This is a genomic window from Leekyejoonella antrihumi, assembly GCF_007845645.1.
GTDB lineage: Bacteria > Actinomycetota > Actinomycetes > Actinomycetales > Dermatophilaceae > Leekyejoonella > Leekyejoonella antrihumi.
This window is the reverse complement of record NZ_VCQV01000001.1, coordinates 38,983-53,835: the sequence shown is the minus strand read 5'-3', so window position 1 is coordinate 53,835 and position 14,853 is coordinate 38,983. Positions and strand designations below refer to the sequence as shown.

The 14,853-nt window shown below is 67.5% G+C and carries 15 protein-coding genes; 9 read left to right on the top strand and 6 right to left on the bottom strand.

From position 1 onward, the window contains the following. The first annotated feature begins 122 nt into the window (after positions 1 to 122). From FGL98_RS00230 to FGL98_RS00205, 6 genes are all read left to right on the top strand, one after another. The gene (locus FGL98_RS00230) at positions 123 to 605 is read left to right on the top strand and encodes a CarD family transcriptional regulator (RefSeq protein WP_146314658.1); all 483 of its coding nucleotides are present in this window, start codon (positions 123 to 125) and stop codon (positions 603 to 605) included. Between the two features lie 47 nt (positions 606 to 652). Beyond that, positions 653 to 1,909, top strand: a complete 1,257-nt coding sequence (ispD, locus tag FGL98_RS26870; protein ID WP_146314657.1) for a 2-C-methyl-D-erythritol 4-phosphate cytidylyltransferase — start codon at positions 653 to 655, stop codon at positions 1,907 to 1,909. A gap of 78 nt (positions 1,910 to 1,987) precedes the next feature. Beyond that, entirely contained in the window at positions 1,988 to 2,464 is a 477-nt protein-coding gene (gene ispF, locus FGL98_RS00220; RefSeq protein WP_146314656.1) for a 2-C-methyl-D-erythritol 2,4-cyclodiphosphate synthase, read from the top strand. Between the two features lie 91 nt (positions 2,465 to 2,555). Next, on the top strand, positions 2,556 to 3,641 hold the full coding sequence (locus tag FGL98_RS00215; protein ID WP_146314655.1) for an S-(hydroxymethyl)mycothiol dehydrogenase: 1,086 nt from the start codon (positions 2,556 to 2,558) through the stop codon (positions 3,639 to 3,641). Beyond that, on the top strand, positions 3,638 to 4,294 hold the full coding sequence (locus FGL98_RS00210; RefSeq protein WP_246136290.1) for an MBL fold metallo-hydrolase: 657 nt from the start codon (positions 3,638 to 3,640) through the stop codon (positions 4,292 to 4,294). The genes FGL98_RS00215 and FGL98_RS00210 overlap by 4 nt, the downstream gene beginning before the upstream one ends. 127 nt (positions 4,295 to 4,421) lie before the next feature. After that, positions 4,422 to 4,946 (top strand): hypothetical protein, encoded by a 525-nt coding sequence (locus tag FGL98_RS00205; protein WP_146314654.1) that lies wholly within the window; start codon positions 4,422 to 4,424, stop codon positions 4,944 to 4,946. Between the two features lie 5 nt (positions 4,947 to 4,951). Here the strand turns inward: FGL98_RS00205 and FGL98_RS26625 are convergent, their stop codons facing one another. Continuing rightward, on the bottom strand, positions 4,952 to 5,074 hold the full coding sequence (locus FGL98_RS26625; protein ID WP_281289134.1) for a hypothetical protein: 123 nt from the start codon (positions 5,072 to 5,074) through the stop codon (positions 4,952 to 4,954). Positions 5,075 to 5,594: 520 nt separating this feature from the next. On the opposite strand from FGL98_RS26625, the gene cysS reads away from it, so the two are divergent. Beyond that, positions 5,595 to 7,025: a cysteine--tRNA ligase gene (gene cysS / locus FGL98_RS00200; RefSeq protein ID WP_146314653.1), complete on the top strand. Its 1,431-nt coding sequence runs from the start codon at positions 5,595 to 5,597 to the stop codon at positions 7,023 to 7,025. Position 7,026: 1 nt separating this feature from the next. Continuing rightward, complete coding sequence (rlmB, locus tag FGL98_RS00195) at positions 7,027 to 7,995, top strand: 23S rRNA (guanosine(2251)-2'-O)-methyltransferase RlmB (protein WP_146314652.1); 969 nt, start codon at positions 7,027 to 7,029, stop codon at positions 7,993 to 7,995. Positions 7,996 to 8,058: 63 nt separating this feature from the next. Here the strand turns inward: rlmB and FGL98_RS00190 are convergent, their stop codons facing one another. Beyond that, the gene (locus FGL98_RS00190) at positions 8,059 to 8,901 is read right to left on the bottom strand and encodes an RDD family protein (protein ID WP_222431931.1); all 843 of its coding nucleotides are present in this window, start codon (positions 8,899 to 8,901) and stop codon (positions 8,059 to 8,061) included. A gap of 124 nt (positions 8,902 to 9,025) precedes the next feature. On the opposite strand from FGL98_RS00190, the gene FGL98_RS25150 reads away from it, so the two are divergent. Then, positions 9,026 to 9,493: a DUF2752 domain-containing protein gene (locus FGL98_RS25150; protein ID WP_246136289.1), complete on the top strand. Its 468-nt coding sequence runs from the start codon at positions 9,026 to 9,028 to the stop codon at positions 9,491 to 9,493. A 72-nt stretch (positions 9,494 to 9,565) separates the two neighbouring features. On the opposite strand, the gene FGL98_RS00180 is transcribed toward FGL98_RS25150, so the two are convergent. From FGL98_RS00180 to FGL98_RS00165, 4 genes are all read right to left on the bottom strand, one after another. Further along, positions 9,566 to 10,810, bottom strand: a complete 1,245-nt coding sequence (locus tag FGL98_RS00180) for a DUF4032 domain-containing protein (RefSeq protein WP_146314649.1) — start codon at positions 10,808 to 10,810, stop codon at positions 9,566 to 9,568. Positions 10,811 to 11,367: 557 nt separating this feature from the next. After that, positions 11,368 to 12,489 carry an ABC transporter ATP-binding protein gene (locus FGL98_RS00175; RefSeq protein WP_146314648.1) on the bottom strand — a complete coding sequence of 374 codons (1,122 nt, stop codon included), beginning with the start codon at positions 12,487 to 12,489 and terminating at the stop codon, positions 11,368 to 11,370. A gap of 81 nt (positions 12,490 to 12,570) precedes the next feature. After that, positions 12,571 to 13,386: a trehalose-phosphatase gene (gene otsB / locus FGL98_RS00170; protein ID WP_146314647.1), complete on the bottom strand. Its 816-nt coding sequence runs from the start codon at positions 13,384 to 13,386 to the stop codon at positions 12,571 to 12,573. Further along, complete coding sequence (locus FGL98_RS00165) at positions 13,383 to 14,801, bottom strand: alpha,alpha-trehalose-phosphate synthase (UDP-forming) (RefSeq protein ID WP_246136288.1); 1,419 nt, start codon at positions 14,799 to 14,801, stop codon at positions 13,383 to 13,385. Before FGL98_RS00165 ends, otsB begins: the two co-directional genes overlap by 4 nt. Between the last annotated feature and the right edge of the window lie 52 nt (positions 14,802 to 14,853).

Genomic DNA, 14,853 nt, shown 5'->3' with positions numbered 1-14,853 from the left:
TTCCTGTCAAGAGGGGTGCGGCGACGATTCCTGACCCCGTGTAAGCCTCTGACCTGCGCAAACGTTTCTGTGTGGTGCGTCACTCGTGATATCCTGAGGATCGCGAAAGGGGCAAATAACACATGGTTTTCAAGGTCGGCGAGACGGTCGTCTATCCGCATCACGGAGCGGCACTCATCGAAGAAATCAAGGTCCGCAAGATCAAAGGTGAGGATAAGAAGTACTTGGTCCTCAAGGTCGCTCAAGGTGATCTAACCATCGAGGTCCCCGCAGAGAACTGTGATCTCGTCGGAGTGCGCGATGTCGTCGGCAAGGAAGGCCTCGACAAGGTCTTCCAGGTGCTGCGCGCCGAGCACACCGAAGAGCCCACAAACTGGTCACGTCGTTACAAGGCCAACCTCGAAAAGCTCGCCTCGGGCGACGTGATCAAGGTTGCCGAGGTTGTGCGCGACCTGTGGCGCCGCGATCAGGACCGGGGTCTGTCCGCGGGCGAGAAGCGGATGCTGGCCAAGGCGCGCCAGATCCTCGTCTCCGAGCTCGCCCTCGCTGAGCACACCAACGAGGACAAGGCGGAGGCCACCCTCGACGAGGTGCTCGCCTCCTGAACGCGCACGACAGACACCACGACGCCCACGACGGAGTTTCCTCCGGCGTGGGCGTCGTCGTCGTGGCCGCCGGCTTGGGCACGCGACTGGGCGCCGGACGCCCGAAGGCCCTGGTGCTGGTCGGGGGCGAGCCGCTCGTCGTGCATGCGGTCCGCCAGGCGACGCGTGTGCGAGGGGTGTCGGCCGTGGTCGTCGTCGCCCCCGCCACGCACCTGGACGACTTCGCTCGGCTGCTGCCGCCCGGCATACGGCTGGTCGCTGGTGGGGCCGAACGCACCGACTCGGTGGCCGCCGGCCTCGCGGCGCTGCCCCGCGACCTGGAGACCGTGCTCGTGCATGATGCGGCACGAGGATTGGCGCCGGCCCGGCTGTTCGATGCGGTGGCGGACGCGGTCCGGGCCGGGGCGGACGCGGTGGTGCCCGGGCTGCCGGTCACGGACACGATCAAGCAGGTGGATCCGTCCGGTCGGGTGACGCGCACGCACGAGCGCGACGCGCTGCGGGCGGTGCAGACGCCGCAGGGGTTCCGCCGAGCGGCGCTGGAGGCCGCCCATGTCGGCGGCGCCAACGCCACCGACGATGCGGCACTGGTCGAGGCGACCGGCGGCGCGGTGATCGTGATCGACGGCGATCCGCTCGCCATGAAGGTCACGGCCCCGCCGGATCTCGAGGCCGCCGAGCGGCTGCTCGCGGCATCAGCGGAGCCCGCGCGTTCCTCACCAAATGTGCCCTTTCGCTCGAAAGGCGCTCCTGTGGCTGCGCCTTTCGAGCGAAAGGGCACAAACCGAGGGCCTTGGCTGATCGTGTTGGGTGGGCTGCCGGGTGTCGGCAAGACCACCCTGTCCCGCGCGCTCGCGACGCGAGTGCCGATGGTGCACCTGCGCGTGGACACGATCGAGCAGGCGCTGGTCGACTCGGGTGAGCTCCCCGGCCCGGTGCAGGTCGGCGGGTATGCCGTGGCCTACCGGGTCGCCGAGGATCAGCTGGCGCTTGGCCAGTCGGTGATCGCGGATATGGTCAATCCGGTCGACGAGGTGCGCGCGGCCTGGCTGCGGGTTGCCGACCGGCACCAGGCGAGGGTCTTGCAGATCGACCTGACATGCTCCGATGGCACGGAGCACCGCCGCCGGGTCACCACTCGGCGCAGCGACATCGCGACCTTGCAGCAGCCGACCTGGGAGCAGGTGCACAACCGCGTGATCGAGCCGTGGCGCCCGGACCTACGGCTCGACACGGCATACGAGACACCGGCGCAGCTCGCCGATCGCGTGCTTGCGGCCATGACCACACCAGGAGAAGGCTGAAAGAGATCACCCCACAAAGTTCTCCGCTCGCGAGCTCGCTCCGATACTTTGCGGGGACCCCACGATGAAAGGCACCCGATGAACCTGCCGCGCACCGGCATCGGCGTTGATGTGCACGCGTATGCCGACGACGGGCGGCCGCTGTTCCTCGCCGGCCTCGAGTGGCCGGGGGAGCGCGGCATCGAGGGCCACTCCGATGGCGACGTGGCCGCGCACGCGATCTGTGACGCGTTGTTCTCCGCCGCGGGCCTCGGTGACCTCGGCGTGCACTTCGGCACCGGCCGAGCGGAGATGGCCGGCGCCCACGGCAACACGATGCTGACCGAGGCGGCCAAGATCCTGGCGGCCGAGGGCTTCACGATCGGCAATGTGGCGGTGCAGATCGTCGGCAACCGCCCCAAGCTCGGCCGGCGCCGCGTCGAGGCCCAGCAGATCCTGTCGGCCGCGCTCGGCGCGCCGGTGGCCTTGTCCGCGACCACCGCAGACGGGCTCGGCCTCACCGGTCGCGGTGAAGGCGTCGCCGCGATCGCCACCGCGCTGGTCGTGGCGGTCTGAGAGATTCTCGACGGGTTCGCGGGCGCCGTCCCCGACCGCGCCGGAGATGCGTATGGTCGATACCACGACGACGAGACGAAGGAGTGGTGGTATGCCGAGCACCGTGAAGGGTGTCATCGCCCGCGCCAAGGGAGCGCCGGTCGAGGTGGTGGACGTTGTCGTCCCCGATCCCGGGCCCGGAGAAGCGGTCGTGCGGGTGGCGGCGTGCGGTGTCTGTCACACCGACCTGCACTACCGCGAGGGCGGGATCAGCGACGACTTCCCGTTCTTGCTCGGCCACGAGGCTGCCGGCACCGTAGAGGCCGTCGGCGAGGGCGTCACGGACGTCGCACCGGGTGACTTCGTCATCCTCAACTGGCGCGCGGTGTGCGGCCAGTGCCGAGCCTGCGCGAAGGGCAAGCCCTGGTACTGCTTCAGCACTCACAATGCGACCCAGAAGATGACGTTGACCGACGGCACCGAGCTCGAGCCCGCGCTCGGCATCGGCGCGTTCATCGAGAAGACCCTTGTCGCCGCGGGGCAGTGCACGAAGGTCGACAGGGCGGCCCCGGCAACCGCTGCGGGGCTGCTGGGCTGCGGCGTGATGGCCGGGTTCGGTGCCGCGGTCAATACCGGTGGGGTGACCCGCGGCGACTCCGTTGCCGTATTCGGGTGCGGTGGTGTCGGGGACGCAGCCATCGCCGGAGCGAGCGTGGCCGGTGCGACGACGATCATCGCGGTCGACATCGATGACCGGAAGCTCGCCACCGCAACAGAGTTCGGCGCCACGCACACGATCAACTCCAAAGAGTGCGATGTCGTCGAGGAGATTCGCTCGCTGACGGGCGGGTTCGGTGCGGACGTCGTCGTCGACGCAGTGGGGCGACCCGAGACCTACGAGCAGGCCTTCTATGCCAGGGATCTCGCCGGGACAGTGGTCCTCGTCGGCGTGCCCACACCGGACCTGAAGATCGAGCTGCCGCTGATCGAGATCTTCGGCCGTGGTGGCGCGCTGAAGTCCAGCTGGTACGGCGACTGCCTTCCCGCGCGCGACTTCCCGATGCTGATCGACCTCTACCGGCAGGGACGATTCGACCTGGACGGGTTCGTCTCCGAGAAGATCGGAATCAACGACATCGAGTCCGCCTTCGACAAGATGGGCAAGGGCGACGTGCTGCGATCGGTGGTGGAGCTGTGAGCGACGTTGTGCTGACCAAGGACGCAGTGCGCGTCGAGCGGGTTGTCACCTCAGGGACGTTCAACCTGGATGGCGGCAGCTGGGAGGTCGACAACAACGTCTGGCTCATCGGTGATGACGACAGCTGTGTCGTGATCGACGCGGCCCACGATGCCGGTCCGATCCTGAAGGCCGTCGGCGACCGCAAGCTGACCGCGGTGCTGTGCACGCATGCGCACGACGACCACATCGGCGCGGTCGGGGACGTGCTCGACGCAACCAAGGCTCCGGCATACCTCCACCCGGCCGACCGGATGCTCTGGGACAAGGTGTATTCCGTGCCGCCGGGGCATGAGCTGGCGGACGGCGACGTGGTGGAGGTGACGGGCACCCAGCTCAGCGTGCTGCATACGCCCGGTCACTCGCCGGGTGCGTGCAGCTTCTACCTGCCGTTTCTGGACGCGGTGTTCACCGGTGACACCCTTTTCCAGGGCGGACCGGGCGCCACCGGACGGTCGTTCAGCGACTTCCCGACGATCATCGAGTCGATCCGCACCAAACTGGCCACGCTGCCGGCGCGGACCGCGGTGCTGACCGGGCATGGCGACTCGACCACGGTCGGCGACGAGGCGCCACACATCGACGACTGGGTCACCGCCCACGACAACGGCTGACCCCTCTCGTCCGCACACAAGGGTAGGCAGAACACGTCACCTGTGACTCGTTCTGCCTACCCTTGTCACTTCCCGCCTATGCACAGGTGACACTGCGTGACATCGTTATCCACCCTCGAGGGATCGGATGCCGCATCCGCTGTTCTGGATGCAGCCGATGGCCATGCAACATGAGCCGTCAATCACGACAGGGCGCACCCAAGGAGCCCGGCTCGCAGGGCAGATCGCCATAACGCACAGTGGCGTCGTGCACCGAGCGGACCTTCGCGCGGTCGGCATCACCCGGGATGACGGTCGCACCGAAGTCCGAGCGCGGCGGTGGGCTCGCGCGGGGCGCCGCACCGTGGTCATAGACGGTCGCACCCCCACGGGTGAGGGAGCCTGGTGGTGGGCCGTATGGGAGAGCGGCTCGGGCGCAGTGCTCGATGGGGTGGCCGCCCTGACGGCAGCCGGTAGGAGCGGGTTCGGCGTCGTGCGCCTGGACGTGACGGTGCCGCGTACGAACACGGCACATCAGCAACTGGAGTCAGTCTCCATCGCCGTTGGCACCTCGGCCCGGTTGCCGGGGCAAGGGTTCCGCGAGCTTGTCCCGAGGCGGCGGCGATCCGTGCGGTGCAGCGGGCGACCAGCGATCGCCAGGCCGCATTGCTGATCTGCCTACCGGTCCAGCAGCGGCTCGTCCACCCGCAGCGGCTGCTGCAGCAGCGGGAGACGGTCAGGCGATCTGCCCGGCGCGCTGTCCTCGATGGGATCTCGCGCGCCGTATGCGATGGAGCTCACACGCTCGGCGAGCCGGATTTCGGGGGCTGTGCCACCCAGTACGGTCTCCCCGCGCCGTCACGGCAGACGGTGCACCAGCTTCGTTCCGGTCCATCTCGACGCCGAGTGGGAGGACATCGGACTCGTGGTGGAGATCGACGGCGGCCATCATGCCGCCGCGCTGAAGCGCCCTGATGACGCGCTGAGGGAGAACGAGGTGACCTTGACCTGCGGCATGGTGTTACGCATCCCAGTGCTGGCGTTCCGGCTGGATGAGAAGGGCTTCATGTGTCAGGTGGTCCGCGCGCATGTTGGGCGATCCGTGGACAAGCGGCCGTGGCTGCCTACCCTTGTTCGATCTTGCCTAGGGGTCGGGTGCGGCCGCCATTCCCTGCCCGAGCTCACGGCCACTTCACACCAATTTTCACAGAGTTGGGGTTAAGGGCAAAACACCGTGACCTGCCCTTGACCTCCCGCGTTATGGAGCGCGCTCCGCGCCGCGAATTTCTCCCCGGCGCCGCCCGGTCGATAAACTGCCGCAGTGACTCTGCAGATCTACGACACCGCCACCCGCGAGCTACGCGACTTCGAGCCGTTGCGCGAGGGCAAGGTCGGCATGTACATCTGCGGCCTCACGACACAGGGCGCCCCGCACATCGGCCACGTCCGATTTGCCGTCGCCTTCGACATCCTGCGCCGGTGGTTGACCGCCGGCCACGGGTACGACGTGACTCTGGTGCGCAACGTGACCGATATCGACGACAAGATCCTGCGCAAGTCGGCCGAGCACGACGTCGACTGGTTCGCGTGGTCCTACCAGCACGAACGAGCCACCAACGACGCCCTCGACCTGCTGGGAGTCCTGCGACCGACCTACGAGCCGCGCGCGACCGGCCATGTCACCGACATGGTCGAGATCATGCAGCGCCTCATCGACAAGGGCCACGCGTATGCCGCGGACGACGGTAGCGGTGACGTCTACTTCGACGTGCGGTCCTGGCCGGACTACGGCTCGCTGACCCGGCAGAACATCGACGACATGGAGGACGACGGGGACGCCGCGGCGCGGGGCAAGCACGACCCGCACGACTTTGCGCTGTGGAAGGGTCACAAGGAGGGCGAACCGGAGAGCGCCAGCTGGCCCACTCCCTTCGGCCGTGGTCGCCCCGGCTGGCACCTCGAGTGCTCCGCAATGGCCCACCGCTGGCTGGGGGAGTCCTTCGACATCCACGGCGGCGGCATCGACCTGCGCTTTCCACATCACGAGAACGAGCAGGCCCAGTCGCGAGCGGCCGGTTTCGGATTCGCCGGCTACTGGATGCACAACGGCTGGGTCACCCTCGGCGGCGAAAAGATGAGCAAGTCGCTGGGCAACACCCTGTCGATCCCGGAGATCACCAAGACCGTTCGGCCGCTGGTGCTGCGCTACTACCTCAGCGCCGTGCACTACCAGTCGACCATCGAATACCACGAGGGCTCACTGGTGGAGGCGCAGGCGGCCGTCGAACGCATCGAGGGTTTCCTCGACCGAGCGCTCGACGAGACGCCGACGGAGTATGCCGAGGAGCTCCCGAAGGAGTTCGCTGCGGCGATGGACGACGACCTCAACGTCTCCGGAGCGCTCGCGGTCGTCTTCGACACCATCCGGGAGGGCAACACCGCACTCGACGAGGGTGAACGCGACGACGCCCGCCGGCTGGCCCTGCAGGTGGTCGCCATGACCGACCTGCTCGGGGTGAACCCACTGGACCCGCAGTGGTCCGCCGGCGGTGACGACCGAGCCGAGCACGCGTTGGACCAGCTTGTCGGGGCCTTGGTCGAGCAGCGCAAGCGGGCCCGTGCTGCACGGGACTTCGCCACCGCGGACACCATCCGCGACGACCTGGCCGAGGCCGGTGTCGTGGTGGAAGACACGCCGAATGGTGCGCGCTGGACGCTCTCCTCTGCATCAACAAACAACGAAAAGGCCTGATATGCCTGGCAACTCACAGCGCCGAGGCGCGATCCGCAAGGGTGCGTCAAAGAAGGGTGCAACGGTCGGCACCGGCGGCCATCGCCGCAGAGCTCTTGAGGGCAAGGGCCCCACGCCGAAAGCCGGTGACCGACCGAACCACAAGGCCTACAAGAGCGCCCAGAGGCCTGGCAGCGGCCATGGCGGCGCCGGCCGATCGGGCGGCCAATCGGGGGGTCGCAAGTCGCGCAGCTCGACCGAGATCGTCGCCGGACGCAACTCGGTCCTCGAGGCGCTGCGCATGGACGTGCCGGCAACGACGCTCTATGTTGCCGGCCGCGTCGACTCGGACGATCGGATCCGGGAAGCGCTGAAGATCGCCGCCGAGCGGGTCATCCCGATCCTGGAGACCCCGCGCGGTGAGCTGGACCGGCTCACCGATGGTGCGGTGCATCAGGGGCTCGCGCTGCAGGTGCCGCCCTACGACTACGCACACCCGGGGGACCTGGTCAACCCCGAGGCACCCGGCATACCCCTGGTCGTGGCCTTGGACGGGATCACCGATCCACGCAACCTGGGCGCCATCATCCGGTCGGTGGCGGCGTTCGGCGGCCACGGAGTGATCGTGCCGGAGCGTCGCTCGGCGGGTATGACGGCCGCGGCCTGGAAGACGTCGGCCGGCGCCGCCGCGCGGATCCCCGTGGCGCTTGCGGGCAACCTGACCCGCACATTGCAGGACTTCCACAAGGCCGGGTTCTTCGTCCTCGGTCTCGACATGGACGGTGACGTCGAGCTGCCCGGGCTGGCGCTGGCCGGTGAGCCGCTGGTGATCGTGGTGGGTTCGGAAGGCAAGGGCCTGTCGCGGCTGGTGCGCGAGAACTGCGACCAGATCGTATCTGTGCCGATGAGCTCGGCCGTCGAGTCGCTGAACGCCGGGATCGCAACCTCGGTCACGCTCTACGAGATCGCTCGGCAGCGCGCGAAGCTCTGAAGGTTCGCAGACGAGAAGGGGCCGGACCACCACGGTGGTCCAGCCCCTTCGACGTGCGAGGTCCTACTTCGGCGACCGAACGACAACGGTGTGCATCACCTTGTCGGCGAGGGTCTGGTTCTTGTCGTCCCACAGCGGCCACAGCCAGCCGATGTAGCAGATCAGGCTGTCGAGGATGTGCGCGAGGTCGCGCACGAACGCGGAGCCGACGCCGATCGGCTGACCGGTCTGCTCGCTCACCAGCGTGATGCCGACCGCCTTGCGACCGACGGTCTGGCCGGTCTTGCCGCCCCTGATCCACCGGTTCCAGATCTGAATGCCGAGCATGACGAGGAACCCGACGAGCATCAGCAGCACGCCGGCGGCGCTGCCACCCGTGGAGGTGACGTTGCCGTACTGGTCGGTCTGGATGGTGCTGGCGTTCATTCCGGCGCCGATCCCGTAGATGATCGCACCGGGGATGGAGAGGAGGCCGTCGATGATGTAGCCACCGACCCGGGAGCCCCAGCCGGCGTAGTCGTGATTGCCGGCGAGCGGCTGATACGGGTTGGCGTAGGCGGGGGCGCCGGACCGGCCATACTGACCGTAGCTCTGCTGGGGCTGCTGGCCGTACTGCTGCGGCTGGCCGTACTGACCGTAGCCCTGCTGGCCGTACTGCTGCTGGCCGTTCTGGTCGTGGCTCTGCTGGGGCTGCTGGCCGTACTGCTGCTGGCCGTACTGACCGTAGCTCTGCTGGGGCTGCTGGCCGTACTGCTGCTGGCCGTTCTGGTCGTGGCTCTGCTGGGGTTGTGACTGGCCGTACTGCTGGCCCAGGCCCTGTTGCTGGCCCCCCTGCGGATTGTTCGGGTCATAAGGGTCGTAGTTGGACATGTCTTCCTCGGGGTTCTCGGATCGTGGATCAGGCACAGACCGTAGCCAGAGTCACCGCAACCTGCACGATCGCTCTGCGCTATCGGTCACTCGGACGGCGCGAACTGGCAGATGGTTCCCTGAGCATCTACGGTTTCCTCCCACGGGTGACAGGGCGCGCATGTCCATGCGGGAGCGTATACCAGTCGGGCGGCGGGTGGGCGTACCGACGCCTGGTCGGTTGCCGGGCACCGTGCTGCACCGCATACGCGACCCGCTGCTCTTCGGAACGGGCGTCGCGGGGGCCGCAGGCGTGCTGCATTTCATGAGCCCGAACCATCCGGGGCACTACCCGGGCTGTCCGTTGCTTGCGCTGACCGGGCTCTACTGCCCGTTCTGTGGTGGCCTTCGCTCGGTCGCGGACCTCACCCATGGCGACGTGTCCGGGGCCTTCGCCCGGAATCCCCTGGTGCCGCTGGCGCTCGCCGCAGGACTGGTGCTCTGGGCGCGGTGGCTGGTCACCGCTATGCAGGGACGGCCAGTGCGACCCCAGCTCGGTCCCGGTGGCAATCGCCTGGTGCTGGTGCTGGCGGTGACCTTCATGATCCTGCGCAACATCCCCGGGTGGACCTGGCTCTCACCCGCCTGACGATGCACTTTCGCTCGAAAGGCGCAGCTGTAACTGCGCCTTTCGAGCGAAAAGCACAATTGGCGAAGCTGGTCAGGGGCGCTTGGCGCGCACCGGGATCGACTCGGTGTCGACACCGACCACGGCACTCTCATCGGGCTTGTCCGGCATGACATGCTCCACGTAGTCGGCGGCGGCCGATTCGATCGTGACGTCCAGCTGGGCCTTTTCCGACATGTACCAGCGGTGTTCGAGGATCTCGTGGAAGATCTCGGCGGGCTCCATCCGCCCGCGCAGCTCTCGCGGGACCGAGCGGGTGATCGGCTCGTAGACCTGGGTGAGCCAGTCGTGAGCCACCTGTTCCTCGTCGTCGTTCTGCCGGTCCTGTGACGCGCGGAAGGAGTCGAGATCGTTGAGCAGGCGGCGGGCCTGGTTGTCCTCGACGTCCACGCCAGTGAGTCGCAACAGGCGGCGTGAATGATGGCCTGCGTCAACGACCTTGGGCTGGATCTGGATATGGGCGCCGTCGAAGTCGGTGGTGATGTCGAGCTCGCCGACATCGAACCCGAGGTCGTTGAGGCCACGGATGCGTTCCTCGACGCGCCAGCGCTTGTCGTCGGAGAACCGCTCGATGGCGGTGAGGGCCTCCCACAGCACGGCATACCGGTCCAGGATCTGCCCGGACACACTGACCGGGTCGACGTCCTCGTCGACGAAGCCGCCGCCCTGGAGGTCGAGCAGCTCGCCGGCAATGTTGACTCGCGCGATGTCGAGGTCGTGGGCGCGCTGCCCGTCGCTCAGGGTGTCGTGCAGCTCGCCGGTCTCGGCGTCGACGAGGTATGCCGCGAACTCGCCTGCGCTGCGCTTGAACAGGGTGTTGGACAGGGAGACGTCGCCCCACCAGAAGCCGGCCAGATGCAGCCGCACGAGCAGCACGGCAAGCGCGTCGATGAGCCGGTCGGCGGTGTCCGGCCGCAGGGTCTGGCTGAGCATGGCCCGGTAGGGCAGCGAGTACTGCAGGTGCCGGGTCAGCAGACACGCGTCCAGCGGTTCACCGTCGGTGCCGATCCGCCCCGCGACCACACCGACCGGCTCGACGGCGGGCACTCCGATCCGGCGCAGCATCCGCAGCAAGTTGTATTCGCGGCGGGCGATGTCGGCCTTGATCTCCTTGACCGCGATGACGCGCCCCTCGAAGCGCAGGAACCGCACGACGTGCCGCGACAGGCCGCGGGGGAGGGCCGCAAGGATGTCCTCCGGCCACTGCTCCAGTGGGGTTCGCCAGGGTAGGTCGAGCAGTGCCGGCCAGGGGCGTGCCGCAGTAATGTCGAGTGCCACCCCCTGATCGTGCCACGGCGTGGAAGCGAGCGCACCCGCCGTCGACGGTGATCCAGCGGAGCTATTGAGCCGTTTGCCGAGAGGCATACCTACCATGCGAGAGGCATACATATTTGGTGTGCCTCTCGACGAGTTGGTATGCCTCTCGGTGCCGCAAGCGGGCTCGCGCCTACTTCTGTCAGCCGACGTCTTGTCGTTGACGCCGGCGTGGGTCAGGGACGCGTCGATGGACGAGGTCGGCGGGATCGGCCGCAGTTTGAGGTAGTCGGATCGAGGGTCGAGGAACGCCGAGGCGGGGAAGTAGGTTGCACTCGTCGCGATGAACAGCATCGCGATGTAACTCGCGATTCGGCGACAACAATGCTCAGCAAGAAGTGATCCCCCCAGGCAGACGACGACTGAATCTGTGTGAAGGAAGGAAGGAACATCGCCGCAAATTGTGCTGCCGTGCAGGTGGTTTGGATCACAATTGTGCGACGTCGACCGAACTGGCCATCGGGTCGGCACAGTAAGAGGCCGGGGAGGGCGACTGTCCTTCCCGGCCTCTTACTGTGCGGTTACTGCTGCAGTGAGGGTGCCGAAACCGTGTTCGGGCTCTCGTTGTCGATGCGCTCGCCGGACTCGGCACTGAACAGGTGGATGTGGTCGCCCTTTGGCGTGAAGTGCACGGTGGTGCCCTTGTCGGGGACCCGGCGGCCGTCCACGCGAGCCACGATCTGCAGGTCGTCATCGCGGCCGGCGTTGGTGCGCCCATAGACGTAGGCGTCCGCGCCGAGCTCCTCGACCACGTCGACCTCGACCGGGATGCCCTCGCCATTCGAGTTGGGCACCAGGTCCTCCGGTCGCACACCGAGGGTGACGCTGGAACCCGCGGCCGAGAGGGCGTCCCGGCTGACCGGGTAGATCGACTGGCCGAGCTTGACTCCGCCATCGGCGACCGGCAGCTCGAGCAGGTTCATCGCCGGCGAGCCGATGAAGCCCGCGACGAAGACGTTGTTCGGTCGGTCATACATGTTGCGCGGCGAGTCGCACTGCTGCAGGACGCCGTCCTTGAGGACGGCGACCCGGTCGCCCATCGTCATCGCCTCGACCTGGTCGTGCGTGACATACACCGTCGTGACTCCGAGTCGCCGCTGCAGAGAGGCGATCTGGGTGCGAGTCTGCACGCGCAGCTTGGCGTCGAGGTTGGACAGTGGCTCATCCATGAGGAAGACCTGAGGCTGGCGCACGATGGCTCGTCCCATTGCGACACGCTGCCGCTGACCACCCGAGAGCTTCGCCGGCTTGCGGTCCAGGTATTCGGTGAGGTCGAGGATCTTGGCTGCTTCCTCGACGCGGGTGCGGATCTCGGCCTTGGGTGTGCCGGCGATCTTGAGGGCGAAACCCATGTTGTCGGCGACGCTCATGTGCGGATAGAGCGCGTAGTTCTGGAACACCATGGCGACGTCCCTGTCCTTGGGGGACAGGTTGGTCACGTCGCGGTCGCCGATGAGGATGCGGCCGGAGTTGATCTCCTCCAGGCCGGCCAGCATGCGCAGTGAGGTGGATTTGCCGCAGCCGGACGGGCCGACGAAGACGAGGAACTCGCCGTCCTCGACGGCGATGTCGAGCGAGTCGACGGAGGCGACTTCGGAGCCCGGGTAGACCCGGGTGGCCTTGTCGTAGGTGACGGTTGCCATGGTGCATCTCCTTCACCGGCAGGAACGTGCCGGACGATCCGTTGTGATGGGGATGGCGCCACGGTGTGACGCCTGCCACAACTATCGCCGGTGGTGCGGATTCTGTCCAACGGTGTCCACAGTTCGGCGCAGCCGGAGCACCTCGGCGATCACCTCGAGCACCTGTGCCGGGTCCGGTATGCGGTGGGCCGCGGCCGTGTCGCCGGGACCCACCTTGATCGTGACGTTTCCCGCGGCGGCATCGAGCACGGCAAAGGCCAGCTCATCGGTGCGATCATCGCCGAGGTAGCAGACCACGGATGCTCCACTGCGGTCGCGCAGACTGTGCAGCGCGACGCCCTTGCTCACGTCGAGGACGGTGACCTCCACGACGTCCTTGCCGAGCATCAGGTGGGTGCCGTGGACCTGCTCGGGAATGCGCGCTGCGGCCCGCGAGGCGCCCGCCGCGACCTGCGGATCGAGCCCACGGGTATGCAGCGCCACCCCGGCCTGCTTGTGCTCGACGCGAGTGCCGGGATGGGCCAGCGCAACCGACTTCATCGCCACCGACACCTGTTCCAGCTTCTCCTGGGCGTCGTCGTCCAGCTCGAAGATGTGCGGTAGCGGGGTGCTTGCCTCGGCTCCGTGGGAACCGACCAGCACAATGTCGTCGTCCTCTCGCGGGCCTGTCAGTGCGGTCAAGGTGGCGAGGTCCCGCCCCGAGACGATGGCCACCTCGACACCGGGCAGCCCGGCGAGCGCGCGCAGCGCCTCCATCGAACCGGCGACCGGCCTCGACGTGGAGGGGTCCTGGACCAGCGGTGCGAGGACGCCGTCGAAGTCGGTGCCGAAGAGGATCCGGTCGTGGCCGGCATACGCAGCAAGGGCGTCGGTCAGAGCGCCCGACAGGCCATTCATCGATGGCCCTTGGGCTTGTGCGGCGCTGCCTGCAGGTTCGTGAGGAAGTCCTCCGCCCAGTGCTGCACGTCGTTCGTCATCACGGTCCGCCGCATCGAGCGCATTCGACGGCGGTGTTCCCCCGGCGGGTCGTGCATTGCCTGCAAGATTGTCTGCTTCAGCTTGTCGATGTCATGCGGATTGCACAGATAGGCCCTCGACAGCTCATCGGCCGCACCGGTGAACTCGCTCAGCACAATCGCTCCGTCATCCGCATGGCAAGCGACGTATTCCTTGGCCACCAGGTTCATTCCATCTCGTAGCGGGGTGACGATCAGCACGTCGGCCGCAGCGAAGAGCGCGACCATCTCGGTGCGCGGGAAGGAACGGTGCAGATAGGTGAGGGCGGTGGAGCCGATGGGGGAGTGCTCACCGTTGATCCGACCGACCTCCAGCTCGACCTGCCCGCGCAGCTCACGATAGGCGGCCAGTCGCTCGCGGCTTGGGGTTGCGACCTGCACGAACACCGTTTCGCTCGGATCGAGGTCGCCGGACTGCAGCAGCTCGCCGTAGGCCTTCAGCCGGTGCCGGAGCCCCTTGGTGTAGTCCAGCCGGTCCACGCCGAGCAGGATGTGCTTGGGGTCGCCCAACTGTTCGCGAATCTCCGCTGCCCGCTGCTGCACCGCCGGGTCGCCGGCCAGCTCGCGCAGTCCGTTGTAGTCGACCGAGATCGGCACCGCGGAGGCGCGCACCGAGCGTCCGTCGGGCAGATGGACGACATCACCGCGCACGGTCACATCGAGCAGTCCGCGGCAGGCCCGCAGGAAGTTCGCGGCGTCCGGCTTGCGCTGGAAACCGAGGAAATCCGCCCCCAGCAAACCCTCCAGGATGCCCTCCCGGCCCGGCATCTGCATGAACAGCTCCACCGGCGGGAACGGGATGTGGTTGAACCACCCGATGCGCACATCGCTGCGCAGCTTGCGCAACAGGGCGGGCACCAGCTGCAGCTGGTAGTCGTGAACCCATACCGTGGCTCCGGGAGCGGCGACCTTGGCCACCTGCTCGGCAAATCGGGTGTTGACCCGCTCGTAGGCCGTGCGCCAGCGTCGGCGGAACTTGGCCGGCACGATCGCGTCGTGGTAGATCGGCCACAGGCAGTCGTTACTCTGTCCCTCGTAATAGTCGACGACGTCATCCTGGTCGAGCCGCACGGGTCGCAGATGCATGCTGTTTTGCGTGAACGCGCGGGGCGCCTTGCCTGGTTCGCCCGCCCAGCCGACCCAGGCGCCCTCTCGCCCGTGCATGACGGACTCCATCGCCGTGACCAGGCCGCCCGGGCTGCGCCGCCAGGTGATCTTGCCGTCTGCGCCGGTGACGGCGTCCACCGGCAGCCGGTTCGCTGCAATGACCAGGTCGAACGTGCGTTGTGCTGGCACCTGAGGATCTCCCCTTACGTCGACACGGACTCGCAAGCTCGCCCTGCTCAGG

Coding starts and splice junctions, on each gene's coding strand:
- FGL98_RS00205 (WP_146314654.1), top strand. CDS start 4,422: ATGCCGCATCCGCTGTTCTGGATGCAGCCGATGGCCATGCAACATGAG.
- FGL98_RS00175 (WP_146314648.1), bottom strand. CDS start 12,489: ATGGCAACCGTCACCTACGACAAGGCCACCCGGGTCTACCCGGGCTCC.
- FGL98_RS25150 (WP_246136289.1), top strand. CDS start 9,026: ATGTCCATGCGGGAGCGTATACCAGTCGGGCGGCGGGTGGGCGTACCG.
- ispF (WP_146314656.1), top strand. CDS start 1,988: ATGAACCTGCCGCGCACCGGCATCGGCGTTGATGTGCACGCGTATGCC.
- FGL98_RS00215 (WP_146314655.1), top strand. CDS start 2,556: ATGCCGAGCACCGTGAAGGGTGTCATCGCCCGCGCCAAGGGAGCGCCG.
- FGL98_RS00230 (WP_146314658.1), top strand. CDS start 123: ATGGTTTTCAAGGTCGGCGAGACGGTCGTCTATCCGCATCACGGAGCG.
- otsB (WP_146314647.1), bottom strand. CDS start 13,386: ATGAATGGCCTGTCGGGCGCTCTGACCGACGCCCTTGCTGCGTATGCC.
- rlmB (WP_146314652.1), top strand. CDS start 7,027: ATGCCTGGCAACTCACAGCGCCGAGGCGCGATCCGCAAGGGTGCGTCA.